The sequence below is a fragment of the Nostoc sp. KVJ20 genome (genome assembly GCF_001712795.1).
In the GTDB taxonomy this organism is placed as follows: Bacteria; Cyanobacteriota; Cyanobacteriia; order Cyanobacteriales; family Nostocaceae; genus Nostoc.
The window spans coordinates 28,390-44,421 of sequence record NZ_KV757584.1 but is presented as its reverse complement, the minus strand read 5'-3'; the positions used below and the strand labels follow the sequence as shown (position 1 = coordinate 44,421).

At 39.9% G+C, this 16,032-nt stretch carries 6 protein-coding genes; all 6 read right to left on the bottom strand.

The window, feature by feature from the left end:
* Positions 1-7: 7 nt before the first annotated feature.
* The 6 genes from A4S05_RS08640 to A4S05_RS08615 all read right to left on the bottom strand — a co-directional run bounded on the left by A4S05_RS08640 (position 8) and on the right by A4S05_RS08615 (position 16,030).
* Positions 8-6,730: a non-ribosomal peptide synthetase gene (locus A4S05_RS08640; protein ID WP_069069424.1), complete on the bottom strand. Its 6,723-nt coding sequence runs from the start codon at positions 6,728-6,730 to the stop codon at positions 8-10.
* Positions 6,731-6,829: 99 nt separating this feature from the next.
* Positions 6,830-7,900: an HAD-IIIC family phosphatase gene (locus tag A4S05_RS08635; RefSeq protein ID WP_069069423.1), complete on the bottom strand. Its 1,071-nt coding sequence runs from the start codon at positions 7,898-7,900 to the stop codon at positions 6,830-6,832.
* 3 nt (positions 7,901-7,903) lie between these two features.
* Positions 7,904-9,088 carry an acyl-CoA dehydrogenase family protein gene (locus A4S05_RS08630; protein WP_069069422.1) on the bottom strand — a complete coding sequence of 395 codons (1,185 nt, stop codon included), beginning with the start codon at positions 9,086-9,088 and terminating at the stop codon, positions 7,904-7,906.
* Between the two features lie 18 nt (positions 9,089-9,106).
* Complete coding sequence (locus tag A4S05_RS08625) at positions 9,107-9,358, bottom strand: acyl carrier protein (protein WP_069069421.1); 252 nt, start codon at positions 9,356-9,358, stop codon at positions 9,107-9,109.
* Between the two features lie 16 nt (positions 9,359-9,374).
* Positions 9,375-10,229: a 3-hydroxyacyl-CoA dehydrogenase family protein gene (locus A4S05_RS08620; protein ID WP_069069420.1), complete on the bottom strand. Its 855-nt coding sequence runs from the start codon at positions 10,227-10,229 to the stop codon at positions 9,375-9,377.
* A gap of 308 nt (positions 10,230-10,537) precedes the next feature.
* Positions 10,538-16,030, bottom strand: coding sequence for a type I polyketide synthase (locus A4S05_RS08615; protein ID WP_069069419.1), 5,493 nt, complete (start codon positions 16,028-16,030; stop codon positions 10,538-10,540).
* Positions 16,031-16,032: the final 2 nt, after the last annotated feature.

Here is a 16,032-nt window from a genome sequence, read left to right as displayed (position 1 = left end):
TTTCTCCTTAAATATTATTTTCAATAGATTTCAGCTTTTGCAGACGTTTTCTTTGTTGAGATTTACCGCCGGCAATTTTTTCGGTAACTATTTCTGTTACATCAGAAGATATTTGTTGACTTTTAATTTGATTAAAATAATCTGCTAAAGAGCTTATGGTGGGATATCTAAATAAGTCAATTACAGATAAATCTTTCTTAAATACTTCACGCAATTTGCTGTGAACTTGAACCAAAAGCAATGAATGGCCACCGAGTTCAAAGAAATTATCATGAATTCCTACAGATTCGATTTGAAGGACATTTTGCCAAATATCGGCAATGGTTTGTTCTACCTCTGTTTGAGGCGGCTGATAAACTGCCTCCAATTCTGGGCGTGTAGTATCTGGTGCTGGTAAAGCCTTGCGATCGCATTTACCATTGGGTGTAAGAGGTAGTGCTTCTAGCAATACAAAAGCTGCTGGCACCATGTAGCTTGGTAGTTTTGACTCTAGAAAGTGACGCAGTTCAGCAATTGCTAGTGTTTGCTCTGTTTGCGGAACTATGTATGCAACCAAACGTTGAGCATCTATTGCCACAACTACAGTTTCGCGGACTGCGGGATATTGACTAATGAGCGCTTCAATTTCTCCCAGTTCAATACGGAAACCGCGAATCTTCACCTGATCATCAATACGCCCCAGGTATTCAATATCTCCATTGGGCAAATAACGCGCCAAGTCACCAGTCTTATACAAGCGTTCGGAATTTCCCCTGCTCCCCTGCTCCCCTGCTTCCCTGCCTCTTCGGAAGGGATGAAAAATAAACCTTTGGGTTGTTAATTCTGGTCGATTTAAATAACCTCGTGCGACACCAGCACCACCAATATACATTTCACCCTTGACTCCAATTGGTACTGGTTGTTGATATTGATCTAATAAATAAACTTGTAAGTCAGGGATGGGACGACCAATAATGCTTCCTAATCCTATTTCTAAGTCTGCCTTTGTTAGTGGGCGATAGGTCACATGGACAGTTGTTTCTGTGATCCCGTACATATTGACTAACTGAGGAAAGCTATCATCATGACGCTCAAACCAAGGTCTTAAACTTTCCAGTTGCAGCGCTTCTCCACCAAAGATCACCAATCGCAGATTTAGCTCTTTGGCACTTCCCAAAGATTCTTCTACCTGTATGAGTTGAGAGAAAGCGGAAGGTGTCTGGTTAAGTACCGTCACTTGCTGTGTTACCAACAATTTGTAAAAGTCTTCGGGCGAACGACTTAGCCAATAAGGTACTATTACTAATTTTCCGCCATATAGCAGCGCTCCCCAGAGTTCCCAAACGGAAAAATCAAAGGCTATGGAATGGAACAGTGTCCAGACATCATCTTGATTAAATTTATACCAAGGTTCAGTTGCTATAAACAGACGAACAACATTGCTGTGATTGACTAACACGCCTTTGGGTTGACCTGTTGAGCCAGATGTATAGATGATATAAGCCAAGTTATCAGTTGTACAATTACTGATTGGATTTTGTTCGCTGTGCTGAACTATTGTTTCCCTATCTGTATCTAAACAAATAATCCTAGTAGTAGTTTGATGTTGGGGTAAATTCTCTATCAGGTGCTGCTGGGTTAGTAATACTGACACCTGAGCATCCTGCAATATGAAAGCTAACCGTTCTGGTGGATATGCCGGGTCGAGTGGGATATATGCACCGCCTGCTTTGAGGATGCCTAATATTCCAATCACCATAGAGAGCGATCTTTCAGTGTAAATTCCCACTAGTACTTCTGATTTTACTCCCAAGGAACGCAAGTAATGCGCCAATTGGTTAGCTTTGGTGTTGAGTTCGCGGTAGGTTAACTGGTGATTTTCAAATACTACTGCTACGGCATCGGGTGTGCTTTCTACCTGAGACTCAAACCATTCATGAATGCATTTTTCTGGCAGATACTCACTCTTAGTATCATTCCACTCCACGAATAGCTGATGTTGTTCAGGTTGTGTTAATAGTGGTAATTCTGAAAGCCGTAGCTTCGGATTTGCCACAATACCTTGAAGCAATATCTGCAAATGTCCGGCCATTCGGCTGATGGTGCTTGCTTCAAATAAATCAGTATTGTACTCTAGTGTGCCAAATAGTCCCTGTTGTGTTTCTGTGATTTCTAAAGTCAAATCAAATTTGGCACTACCACTTTCAATAGCCAAAGAACTTAAAGTTAGACCAGGCAACTTTAAATCCGACATGGGTGCATTTTGAAGCACGAACATCACTTGAAATAGTGGTGTATGGCTCAAGTCTCGCTGTGGTTGTAGTTCTTCTACCAAAAGTTCAAAAGGCAAATCTTGATGTGCATAAGCTCCCAATGCCACTTCCCGCACACGGGTTAGTAACTCTTCAAAGGTAGGATTACCAGCGAAATTAGTTCGCAAGACCAAAGTATTGACAAAAAATCCAATTAACCCTTCTATTTCTGCCCGATTGCGATTAGCAATGGGCGAACCGACTACAATATCTTCGCTGCTAGTGTAACGCCATAGCAGAGTTTGGAAAGCTGCCAACAAGGTCATAAATAAAGTACTTCCTTGCTGCTGGCTGAATTGATTCAGAGCTACGGATAACTCTGAAGATAGCTCAAATGAATAGGTTGCACCCCGAAAAGTCTGAATCGCTGGTCTAGGATGGTCAGTGGGTAACTCTAATACTTTTGGTGCGTTTTCTAAGTGCTTTAGCCAGTAAGATATCTGAGATTGTAGGACTTCTTTTTGCAGCCATTGCCGCTGCCAAGCTGCAAAGTCTACATAGTGAACAGGAAATTCAGCTAAGGGTAAGGGTTGCTCATCGCAGAAGGCTTGATAAAGTGTTACCAACTCACGTACCAACACACCGATTGACCATCCATCAGAGACAATGTGGTGCATTGTGAATAACACTACATATTCTGCTTCACTCAGGCGTAGTAGTTTCACCCGCAATAACAGGTCATTTTTAAGATCAAAGGGTTGTTGCGCTTCTGCTAATGCTAGTTGTTTAACTTGAGCTTCTTGTTCATTTGTAGACAATTCACTGATGTCAAATATGGGCAATGTTAATGATGTCTCTGAAGAGATGATAGCTACGGGTTGCCCTTCTCTTGCCTGAAAGTTAGTCCGCAAAGCTTCGTGACGGCGGATAATTTCGTTGAAACTTTGTTGTAGTGCCTTGATGTGCAATTGTCCTTGGAGTTGGACAGCCGCCGGAATGTTGTAGAAGGAACTATTGGGATCTAACTGAGCTAGAAACCATAACCGTTGCTGGGCAAAAGACAGGGGTAATTCGTGGAAACGCGAAATTCGCTCAATGTTTGCTATTTGACTTTCTGAGTCTATCCTGGTGGCTTTTTCGATGTCTTTCGCCAGCCCAATTATTGTTGGTTTTTCAAATATGCGCCGTAAGGAAAGCTCTACTTGAAAGACTTGCCGAATTTGAGAAATTAGACGAGTCGCTAATAGGGAATGCCCTCCCACTTCAAAGAAGTTATCGTAAATGCTGATCTCAATACCAAGTACCTTTGTCCAGATACTAACTAGTATCTCCTCAATTGGTGTAGAAGGAGCGACAAAATTTGATTGAAATATTAACTGTGTTTGACTAGGTGTAGGTAAAGCTTTGCGATCGACTTTACCATTAGGTGTGAGTGGTAGTGCTTCTAGAATCACAAAAGCTGTTGGCACCATGTAGCTTGGTAACTTTGATTCTAAGAAATTCCGCAACTCTGAAATTGCCAGCGTTTGCTCGGTGCGTGTAACTATGTATGCAACTAAACTCTGAGTATCTGTTGCCACAACCACAGTTTCTCGTACTACTGGGTATTGGCTAATGAGTGCTTCAATTTCTCCAAGTTCTATACGGAAGCCGCGAATCTTCACTTGGTAGTCAATACGTCCCAGATACTCAATCTCTCCATTGGGTAAATAGCGTGCTTTATCTCCGGTTTTGTAGAGACGTGTTGCTTCTTGGCTAAAGGGATTGGAGATAAATTTTTCGGCTGTCAGTTCTGGACGGTTGAGATAACCTCGTGCCAATCCTTTGCCGCCAATACACAGTTCGCCTGGTACACCAACAGGAACTAACTGATGATATTGATCTAGGATATAAAGTTGTGTATTAGCGATCGCAGCACTTATTGGTACAGTACTGTTAACTGTTTTTACTAGACTAGCTGCTGACCAAATGGTGGTTTCAGTCGGGCCATACATATTCCACAGGGCATCACATCGATTGAGTAACTGATTTGCCAATTGTCCCGGTAAGGCTTCGCCACCACACAAGATTTTTAACGAATGATTGCCACCCCAACCAGCTGCCAAAAGTAACTGCCAAGTAGCTGGTGTAGCTTGCATGACTGTAGCTTTTGAGTCAGACAATTTTGCTGACAACAATGCTCCATCTGAGGCAGTTTCTTGACTGGCAATTACCAAACAAGCGCCTGTGATGATTGGTACAAAAAGTTCTAACGCCGCAATGTCAAAGGATATGGTAGTAACAGCTAGTAAGATATCTTGCTCTGTTAACCCTGGTTTTTGGCCCATAGCTTGCAAGAAGTTGCTTAAAGCGCTGTGGGGAATCTGGACACCTTTAGGTTTGCCTGTAGAACCGGAGGTATAAATTACATAAGCTAGGTTATCAGTACTTAGTTCACGAAGTATATTGTCTTGGCTCTGTTGGGCAATCAAGTGCCAATCAGCATCTAAACATACTACTTTGGCTTTGTGTTGGGGCATTCCCTCCATCAGCGAGGTTTGCGTCAGCAACACTGGCACTTGCGAATCTTCTAGTATAAATGCTAACCGTTCTTGGGGATAACTGGGATCTAGCGGTAAGTAAGCACCACCTGCTTTGAGGATGCCTAACAATCCAATTATCATATCAAGCGATCGCTCTACACAAATCCCTACTAGTATTTCTGGTTTGACACCTAAAGTTTGCAAATGGTGCGCTAACTGGTTTGCTTTAACATTTAGTTGCCGATAAGTAAGTTGTTCTTCCTCAACGGGTCGCGCCATTCCTTCCTGACTAGGAAGAGTTTTCTTCTCGTGCGAACGCTCTTGCAACAAAACTTGGGTAGTGGAACAATTTTCCCAGTCCCCAGTCCCTAATCCCCACTCCCCAGTCCCTTTTTCAAAAACCACTGCCACAGCGTCTGGTGTTCTTTCTACCTGCGCTTCAAATAATTCCTGAATGCATTTATCTTGAGGGTAATTGATAGCAGTATCATTCCAGTCAAGCAACAGAGTCTGACGCTCTGTCTCTGTCAACAGTGGCAAATCTAATAAGCGCTTCTCTGGATGGGTGACAATAGCTTCGAGCAAATTAGTAAAATGCCCAATCATACGGTCAATAGTGGCAGCATCAAACAAGTCTGTGCTGTACTCCCACCAACCCCAAAGTTCTGGCTTGGCATCTACCACAGACAGTGTTAAATCGAATTTTGCTGTTTGACTATGGTTTTGCAGCCATTTTAAAGTCAAATCAGGTAACATCAAATCTTTTTTGCTGTCTTCTAGCCAATCAAACATGATTTGAAACAGAGGTGTCTGACTTAGATGACGCTCAGGGTGAAGTTCTTCTACTAGTCGCTCGAAAGTTATATCAGCATGAGCATAAGCATTTACGCAGACTTCGCGTACTCGCTTGAGTAATTCTAAAAAGCTTGGATTCCCAGAAAGGTCAGTACGTAGTACCAGAGTGTTGACAAAAAAACCAATTAACCCTTCTATATCAGTATGGTTGCGGTTAGCTATAGGGGAGCCAATGCAAATATCTTGTTGGTTCGTGTAACGGTACAACTGTGCTTGAAATGCCGTTAATAGGGTCATAAATAGAGTGACCCCTTGGCGGTTGCTTAAAGACTTAAGCTTTTCAGTTAAGCCTGATGATAGCTTAAAAGTTGCGATCGCACCCTTGAAGCTTTGCACCGGGGGGCGAGGACGGTCTGTCGGGATTAAAGTACTAGAAGCATCTGCTAATTGTTGCTTCCAATAGGCAAGTTGAGTTTTTTCTCGCTCCCCTTGCAGCCACTGATGCTGCCAAACAGAAAAGTCTGGATATTGAATGGGCAGTTCTGAAAGTGGGGAAGATTTTCCAGCACAGAAGGCTGCATATAGTGCTGCTAATTCTTGGGTTAGCACTTGTATCGACCAGCCATCACAAACAATATGGTGAATACTGAATAAAAGTAGATGTTCTTGTTCACCTGTCTGCAATAACATTCCTCGCAGCAAAGGCCCCGATGCTAAGTCAAAAGGTTTTTGGATAATATCATTCGTCAATCGCTCAACTTCAGATGCTTGCAATGCTGCTGTTTTTTCACTCAAGTTCACTACTGGCAAGGCTACAGTTAAAGTTGGATGAATCACTTGAACTGGTTGCCCTTCTAACAACTCAAAGGTTGTACGCAGAGATTCATGACGACTAACAATTTCATTAATACTTTTATTTAATGCTACTAAATTCAATACACCTTCTAAGTGTATTGTTACTAACTCATTATAAGCAAAGCTTTGGGGTTCCAGTTGTTGAAAAAGCCATAACCGCTGTTGAGCAAAAGACAGAGCCACAGGACTCTCTTGAGAACGTCGAGGAATAACTATTTGTGGGGTATTAGACTCCGATTCACCCCGTAAACGCTTTTCTAAAATTGCTTGTTTTGCAGGTGAAAGTTGAGAACGTCGTTGAGAAATAGTGTCTTTTTTAAGATTCATAAATATTATGTTTAATTTTCAATAAATAATTGCTACGACACTTATAAATCACTTGCAAAGAAAAATCTTTTATTCCTCGTAATCTCTGTTTCTTATGCCTTAGCCATTTATCTGAAATTTTACATAGGAAGGTACTGACTGTATTCGTTTTAAATCGTTCTCAAAAACAACTAGATCACCACTATTTTTAATTTCTTTAAAACCTGCAAATTTATAAGCAATATACATCATGCGATTACGATTATTTGACACAAACTCTGCAAGCAAACGTACATTGTTACTTTGCGCTAGACTCATGACATAGTTCAACATAATTGTGCCAACTCCCCTAGACATAACGCGACAAGACATTAGCAACAGCTTGATTGTCCATAAGTCCTCTTGGCATTCAATCAAAACTAATCCTATTTGACCATAGCTCCCATATTTATCTTCTAAACTGGCAATTAGCAGTTTGTGGTTTTCTGAGGAGCGAAAATGATTAAGTTCATCATAAGAGTAGGTGTAACCAGTTGTGTTTAATTGGTTGGTTCGTAATGTTAATTCTTCTGCTCGTTGTAAATCCTCTTCTTTGGCAAAAGATATCGTGAAATTCATATTGAGAGTAGCTAAGAATTCCTCTCCTGTGCCAATAAATTCTTTTTCTGCTTGTTGACGTTCTATATCACTAAGATACATCAATCTTCTCATGCGAGAATCTTCTGTAATAAAACGGGGATTCATCACTGGCATATCTAAAATATGCTCTATTTGATCTGCATTGATACAGAGGATGTCTGGCAAAGAAAACTTGACTTCTTCGAGTTCAAATATCTGGTCATCAATGAAAGCGATCGCATCAAGACCAATATTTAATAGTTTAGCAATTTCTTGTACAGAACTAACCTTAGAATTCCAATTAATTTGAGGATATAAAAAATATTCTTGTAGCCCAAATTCTTGGAGCTTAACTAAAGCTGTAGAATCATCATTCTTACTGGCAATTGATTGTAAAAGACCGCGATTATCCAAGTCATGAATAATCTTAACTATACCTCTTCGTAAAGAGACTTGTTCATCTTCCAACAAAACTCCATGCCACAGTGTATTATCTAAATCCCAAACCACACATTTAATAACTTTTTTGTCTGCCTGTTGAAGATTTATAAGTTGGCTGGTATCACTAATCATATTTTAAACTCTCTCTGCTAATTTCTTACCCATAACATTAGGCACTGTTGATAAAAGATAATTCTGATAGCCTGACTCAGCAATAGTAATTTCTTGAATTTGCGTACTACCCTCAATAACTTCCATAATTTTAGAGTCTCGTAAATACCTTTCAACTGGGTATTCACTACTACACCCATTACCACCATGAATTTGTACAGAATCATTCGCTATTTTTGTAGCTGTTGTAGAAGCAAAGTACTTAGCAATTGAAGTCTCTATAATCGAGTTGGGATCGTTAATCTCTTTGAGATAACCAGCTTGATAACATAGCAGTCTTGCAGCTTTGACATTAGTTATCATCTGAGTGATCTTTTGGCGAATTAATTGATGCTCTTTGAGAAAAACATCAAACTGTTTTCGCTCGCTTGTATACTGAATGCAGGCTTCTAAACAAGCTTGGGCAATACCTACACAACCCCATGCTACACTATATCTCCCATAATCAAGTGCAGAAGCGGCAATATAAGAAAAGCCAAAACCTAATTTACCTACTAAATTTTCTAGAGGCACATAACAGTTAGCAAACTGCAATTCTGCTAACATTGAAGCCTTAACACCTAAAATCCCAGACATTGGTTTGATTGACAACCCTGGACTATTTTTTTCAACCAAAAAAGCAGTAGGTTTACCTTCAAATTTGGCAAATACTAAAAATACATCTGCTATCTGTCCATAGGTAATCCATTTCTTTTGCCCATTTAAGACATAACCATTTCCAGCAAGTGTTGCTGTTGTTTCTACACTTTTGGCATCGCTACCTACATTCGGTTCGCTTAATGCAAAAGCGCCGATAATTTCACCAGATGCTAATTTTGGCAGCCAATATTCTTTTTGAGATTTAGTACCCCATTTACCAAGAGCATGAGCAACCATGCTATGAACTGTGAGCAAACTCCTAATAGAAGAACATCCTCTGCCAATTTCTTCGTTGAGAATGCCATAGGTGATCATATCCATTTTTTGACCACCAAATACTTGAGGTATTATAGCACCTAAAAAGCCATGATTAGCTAATTTTCTAATAATTTTGGGTGGCGTAAATTCCTGGCGATCGCATTCACTTGCATGAGGACATATTTCCTCGTTTACAAAGGCTCTAAATTCAGCTTGAGCATTTTGTTGCTGAGTAGATAATTCTAGTTTCATATCCTGAATTTCACAATTTTATCTTTGGGCTAAGATAGCGGTTTTACGTTCAATTAAGTTGACGATAGAATTGATAGTTCGGAAATTTTCAAACTCCAAATCTTCGTTTTCTATTGCGATCTGAAACTCTTGTTCTACAAACAAGACAAGCTGCATAGCAAACATAGAATTCACAAAACCTAGAGCAAAAATATCTTCGTCTGGCTGTAAATCGTGATTACCAAAAAAACGAGAAAGGAATGTTTGGACTTTAGTGTTAATTTCGCTCATTTCTGAAAGCTCCTATTTATTGATAAGCGTAAAAACCTTTACCACTTTTCTTGCCATGTAATCCGGCATCTACCATTTTTTTGAGTAAGGGGCACGGTCTGTACTTGCTATCATTGAAGTTTTCATATAAAACTTCGATAGAAAATAAAATGGTATCTAGTCCAATCAAATCTGCTGTTTCTAAAGGCCCCATTTTATGACCGAAACAGCCTTTAAATATTTTGTCTATATCTTCTACAGTGGCGACTTGATCTTGCAATAAAAACACAGCTTCATTAATAGTTAACATCAGTACTCGGTTGGAAACAAAACCCGGCGAGTCATTGACGAGTATGCATTCTTTCCCCATCTGAGCCAGAAACTTTTTGCCTGTTTCAATTGTTTCATCAGAGGTATGATAACCGCGAATCACTTCCACCATCGGTTTCATGGGGACAGGATTCATAAAATGCATCCCAATAACTTTATCGGGACGCTTAGTGACTGAAGCAATGCGGGTAATGGGAATTGCCGATGTGTTAGCTGCAAATACACTATCTGCTGGACAAATAGAATCTAGCAGGGGATAGACCTGCTTCTTAATATCCCATTTTTCTGTGACATTTTCTACTATAAAATCAGCATTTTCCAAAAATTTAAAATTTGTAGAAAATTCAATTTTATTTAAAATATCCTGTGGGGTTTCTGTACTGTCACTTTTTTTGAAAAAACTTTGGAAGCGAATATTATTTCTGATCTCTTGTTTAGCTTTATCTAGAATATCTTCAGAAATATCTACTAAAACTACCTGATGACCTGTTTGGGCAAGATTTTGTGCAACCCCTACGCCCATGACTCCTGCTCCCACTACGCCTACTACTTGAATATTCATAATTGAAATTCACCTTCCTTTGATATCTATTACAGCTTGGCGTAAATCAGCCACCCATTTTAAATGTCTGAAACCTTTGCAAACAATTAATTACGAATTACGAATTACCCCTTGCGGTACTAGTGGTTTATCGCATTAGTTACGAGTGATGAATAAGTTTGTAGTAAGGACTTTAGTCTGGGATTTTTAAGCACTTCAGTGCTTACTACAAACTCATCAAAATTAATAGGACAGACTACTAGTAACGCACGGCGTAAATAAGCCATTCCGAATTACGAATTCTGCCTTACGGTACTACTGTTTGAATTTCAGATGCGGATAGCATAAACGTTGTACATAATTGAATGTTGATATAAATCTTCTTGCTCAGTTACAACGTTGTAACCTTGTTTTTTCAGCAGACTGGTTATATTTTCTAGCCGTCCATCTGTGTCATGTACTTCGATTACAATTTGCTGAATTTTTTCCCAATCTTGCTCTTGGATACCTTGAATAACATCAAGTTCGCTTTTTTGGACATCAATTTTTAGTAAATCAATGCGCTCAACTTTTTGTTCACGGATAATTTCAGAGAGAGGTTTTAACTTACAGGTAAAATTTTGCTCTCTCAACCTTTCTCCCAATAATTCATCAGCGTATTCCATCACCTCATTCATGCCATTCATACCACGTTCTAATTGATTGACCATGATGGCTTTTAAGACTTCTTTCTCTTCTTCTTTTTCAGCATAGAAGGAAGACATCCCGGAACTATGAGGATAAAAGGTAAAGGTTGCAGTTTTTTGTTCGTTAGAAATTCCTAAGTTGAATAGCTTAACATTTACCTCATGTAAAGTAGTATTGAGGCGTAAAATTTCAAACAAAGGAGGTGCTGGTTCAAAAGCATAAATGGTAGGGTTTTGGCATTGTTGAGATGCAAAAAGTGTAAACATACCTATATTTGCACCTACGTCAAATATACAGGCACGATCGCACAACTTAATCCCATGTTTGAGATACACTTGATTATTAAATATGTCCTCATAAAAATAATCAACTTCAGCTTTGCTTTGGTAAACAATTTCTAGATTGTTGGGCAGTTTGTAGCGTCGCTGATTGACAACTTGAGGTACTTGTTGTTCTGGAGTAATTGTAACTTGATTTGCCGCTTCATTTTCGGTTAATTCTTCTAATTCTCCAATTAACATATCTTCAATTACCAAGGATAACTCGGATACAGTTGGCGCTTCAAAGATGTGACGCAAAGATAGTTCGACCTCAAAATCTTTGCGAAGCTGGGAAACCATCTGAGTTGCTATTAAGGAATGTCCACCCAAATCAAAAAAGTTATCATCAATGCCGATTTCCTCAACACCTAGTAATTCCTGCCAAATATCTGCAATTTTTTGCTCAAAAGCATTACTAGGAGCAATATATGCAGTTCCTAAAATAGGCCTGGGATGTGCTTGTTTGCTTTGATGAGACTGTTTGGAATTTTGTAAGAACAGGGGTACTGCAAAAACTTGATGTTCTGCGATCGCAGTTTGTAGGTTTTGCGTTGATACAATTATTTGAGGTAGTGTTTTAGACAGAATTCGGTTAAATGCATCTATACCTTCTAAAAAAGATATACCATATTGCTGTCGCATTTGCTTAAATTCGGCTTGGATAGTTGGTGCAAATGACAACAATGATTCTTGCCAACTGTCCCATTGCCACCAATCCCAATTAATTGAGACAGTAGGAATTTGCTGTTGGTAAAAATTGTAATGAGCAAAGGCATCTAGAAAAGCATTAGCTGCACAATAATCTACTTGTCCTATGCCACCTGTGATTGCAGTGTTAGAAGAAAACAAAACCAGAAAATCTAAATTTACTGCTTGCAAAACAGCATTTAACACCAGTGTACCCTTAAGTTTGGGCTGAAAAACTTTTGCCGATGATTCGGTAGTTTTGAGTTGAATTAAACCTGCACCTGGCACTCCTGCTGCATGAATCACACCGTTAATCTTGCCAAAGCGATCGCGTACTTCATTAATCGCGTTCTGCATTTGTTCAAGGTTTGCAACATCTGCTTTCAGAACTACAACCTCAGCACCTAATTCTTCTAATAGCTGAACTTTTCGGATTTTTGTAGTTAAAAAATCCTCTTGTTCGTGACTTGATAAAAATTCCTCCCACTCGACTTTTGGGGGTAATCCCGAACGTCCAATTAGGACTAATTTTGCTTTTACTGTCTTTGCTAAATATTCTGCGATCGCTAATCCAATTCCTCCTAATCCACCTGTAATGACATAAACTCCTCCTTCCCGTAACTTAGTAGATACGCTTGGTTTTTCGATTGCTAATGGTTCAAAATATTGAACCCATCGCTGATTGCCACGATAGGCAATAACTTGGTCAGAAGTTATTGTACCAAGTTCTATCAAAAGATGATCTATTAACTGCTGCCATTGCTGTGTACCAATTTGGGGAAGTGTAATGTCAATACTGCGGCAGGAAATGTGGGAATATTCTTGCGGAATAACTTTACATACACCAAGGATAGTTGCCTTCTCTGGGCATAAATTGCCTTCATCAAATAACTGCTGCATATCATTAGAAACAACACTAATTTGCAGCGAGTCGTTAATGTTTTGTTCTCCTAATGCTTGTACTAAAAATAGCAAACTATAGAAACCGATATCTTGAATTGCATCAAAATCATCAAGTCGCGATGCTATATTTTGCTGTGGTGTAATGTTCCACAAATGAGCAATTTTTTGAGGGATTTTGCCTGAATCACGAATGCTCGTTAATAATGCCTCATAGTCATCTCTACTTTGAGGATTAATTGTATATTCCCAGTCACTAATTTGAGAAAACTCCTCACCAATTTTGACAATTATAACATCTTGATGTTTCTCTTGTAGCTGTTCTATCATTTGGTTGCCAATACCACAAGTGTCAATAAAGACTAACCAAATTAACTTTTCTTGTGCAAGATATTCAGCAGGAGCAGAACGTTTCCAAGAAGGAATATAAAACCAGTCGCTAACATCCAGCTTTTGTTTTATAGCTGCTTGATTAGTTTGGTCATTTCTGATGGATTCTTTTGGTTCAATCCAGTAGCGTTGACGCTCGAAAGGATAAGTAGGTAAAGGAATACGATAACGATGCTCATGTTTATAAAATCCTGACCAATCTACTTGGAATCCTGCTAACCACAGCCGACTTAATGTGTTGAGTAAAAATGGTAAATCTGGCTGTTGATCGTAGGAATATCTCAGGGAAGGTAGGACAATCTGATTGATTGCTGGATTATTTTCTATACATTGGAGTGCAAAGCTACCAAGAGTCTGACCAGTTCCTACTTCCAACAAAATTGGATGTTGTTGTTGCCACAATTCTTGTACACCCGGAGCAAATAATACAGGTTCGCATAGATGCTTAACCCAATAATTGGCATCTGTGGCTTCTGCTGCTGTAATCCAGGTTCCTGTAACGTTTGATATATATGGGATTTTTGGTGCTTGGAGGTTGAATGTTTTGACTAACTCATGTAAATTAGGGGCGATCGCTTCCATCATCACAGAGTGAAAGGCGTGAGAAGTTTCTAACCGGCGACAAGCTAAACCTCTTTGAGTTAATTGTTGTTCTAAAGCCTCTACAGCGTCGGTTTCACCAGCGACTACACACATCGATGAGCCGTTGACTGCTGAGAGTGAGAGTTTATTACTGAGTAGAGGCGATATCTCTGTTTGGGAAAGCGGAACCGCCAACATTGCTCCACCCGGCAATTGTTGAATCATTTCTGCTCTGGCGGCAATCAGTTTTAAACCTTCTTCTAAAGATAAAACTCCTGCTAAAGTTGCTGCTACATATTCACCTATGCTGTAGCCAATCATTGCTTGGGGGCGAATTCCCCAGGATATCCATAATTGTGCCAAAGCATATTCAATCACAAAAACCGCTGGCTGGGCTAGATGAGTTTGATTGATTTGTGCATCTGTTTTTGCCTCGGTGCGACCCAACATTTTTCGCAAATCCACACCTGGAGATGACTCTTGATTTATTTGTTGTTGAGAATTTCTATTTGGATAGAGTACATCTCGTAAATCTTGATTCAGAAGTGGTTTGAGGAATTCACAACAGTAGTCAATTTGTTGCCTAAATGTCGGTTCAACTTGATAAAGTTCAAGAGCCATGTTGACATATTGAGTACCAAGTCCTGGAAACATAAAGGCTACAGGACGTTCTTCAGTTTTTTGAACAGTGGTAAGTACACGCTTTGGATCTTGAAGTGCAGCGATCGCATCTGCGATATCATGACAAACAACCGTCTGCCGATGCTCAAAAGCTTGTCGTCCACACTGCAATGTGTGAGCAACATCCGCAAGCTTTAAATCAGGATGCTGTTTGAGATAATCTACTAGATTTGCACTAGCACTTTTGAGCGCTGAATCTGTCTTTGCAGAAAGTACCAATAACTGCCAGGGACGAGAAGAACTAGACTCTGGAAGGATAGGTGCTTCTTCTAAAATGACGTGAGCATTAGTTCCTCCTAGACCAAAAGAACTGACACCTGCACGTCGGGGAGTGCCATTCCTTTTCCATTCAGACAGTGTGGTATTGACATAAAAAGGGCTGTTAGCAAATTCAATTTGGCGATTGGGCTGCTCGAAGTGCAAACTAGGAGGGATCTGCTTGTGTTTGAGGGCTAGGACGGTTTTAATTAGACCTGTTACCCCAGATGCTGTATCTAGATGACCAATATTAGTTTTTACTGAACCAATAGCACAAAAGCCCTTTTTATCAGTACTAGCTCGAAAAACTTGTGTCAGCGCTGCAATTTCAATCGGATCACCCAACGCTGTTCCAGTTCCGTGAGTTTCAATGTAAGAGACGGTTTCAGGTTCAATGTCAGCTAGAGCCAGAGCCTCTGCGATTACCTCTTTTTGACCATTCACACTAGGCGCTGTGTAACCAACTTTCAGCGAACCATCGTTATTGATTGCTGAACCTTTAATCACCGCATGAATGCAGTCGCCGTCAGCTAAGGCATCCTCTAATCGCTTCAAAACCACAATTCCTACCCCGTAGCCAGGGAAAGTTCCTTGTGCTTTGGCATCAAAGGCGCGACAATGCCCGTCTGGAGATAAAACTCCTCCATGTTGATAGAAATAGCCAGTTTTTTGCGGCACAGATGTTGTAATGCCACCAGCTAAAGCCATATCACATTGGTAGTTTAGTAGGCTTTGACAAGCTAAGTTAGTAGCAACCAATGAGGTGGAGCAAGCCGTCTGAACATTAATACTTGGCCCCTTTAAATTTAAGTGGTAAGAAACGCGAGTTGTTAAAAAATCTTTGTCATTGCCGATTAGCGCTTGCTGACCAATAAGTGATTCTAGAAAATCTCGGTTTGGAGCAATATTAAAAGCTAAATAACTATTCCAGCCAGTACCCGCATAAGCCCCAATTCGACCAGGATAAGTTTCGCAGTTGTAACCAGCATTTTCCAAAGCTGACCAAGCAGACTCTAAGAAAATCCGGTGTTGGGGATCTAAAGTAGCAGCCTCTTTTGGAGAAAAGCCAAAAAAAGCAGCGTCAAATAACTCTATATCTTCTAGTATGGCTCCAGCTTTGACATAATTCGGGTCATTCAAAACAGCAGAGCTTATCCCAGCTTCCAACAATTCTTCATCTGTAAAAAAAACGGTTGACTCTACTCCATCCCGAAGATTATGCCAAAATTCATCAATACTTTTAGCCCCAGGAAAACGCCCCGTCATGCCGATAATAGCTATTCCTTCTAGAGAATTTGGCATTTCTGAAATACTCATAA

Excerpts from the sequence above, each read along its gene's own strand:
- A4S05_RS08625 (WP_069069421.1), bottom strand. The coding sequence starts at position 9,358 with ATGAGCGAAATTAACACTAAAGTCCAAACATTCCTTTCTCGTTTTTTT.
- A4S05_RS08640 (WP_069069424.1), bottom strand. The coding sequence starts at position 6,730 with ATGAATCTTAAAAAAGACACTATTTCTCAACGACGTTCTCAACTTTCA.
- A4S05_RS08615 (WP_069069419.1), bottom strand. The coding sequence starts at position 16,030 with ATGAGTATTTCAGAAATGCCAAATTCTCTAGAAGGAATAGCTATTATC.
- A4S05_RS08630 (WP_069069422.1), bottom strand. The coding sequence starts at position 9,088 with ATGAAACTAGAATTATCTACTCAGCAACAAAATGCTCAAGCTGAATTT.
- A4S05_RS08620 (WP_069069420.1), bottom strand. The coding sequence starts at position 10,229 with ATGAATATTCAAGTAGTAGGCGTAGTGGGAGCAGGAGTCATGGGCGTA.
- A4S05_RS08635 (WP_069069423.1), bottom strand. The coding sequence starts at position 7,900 with ATGATTAGTGATACCAGCCAACTTATAAATCTTCAACAGGCAGACAAA.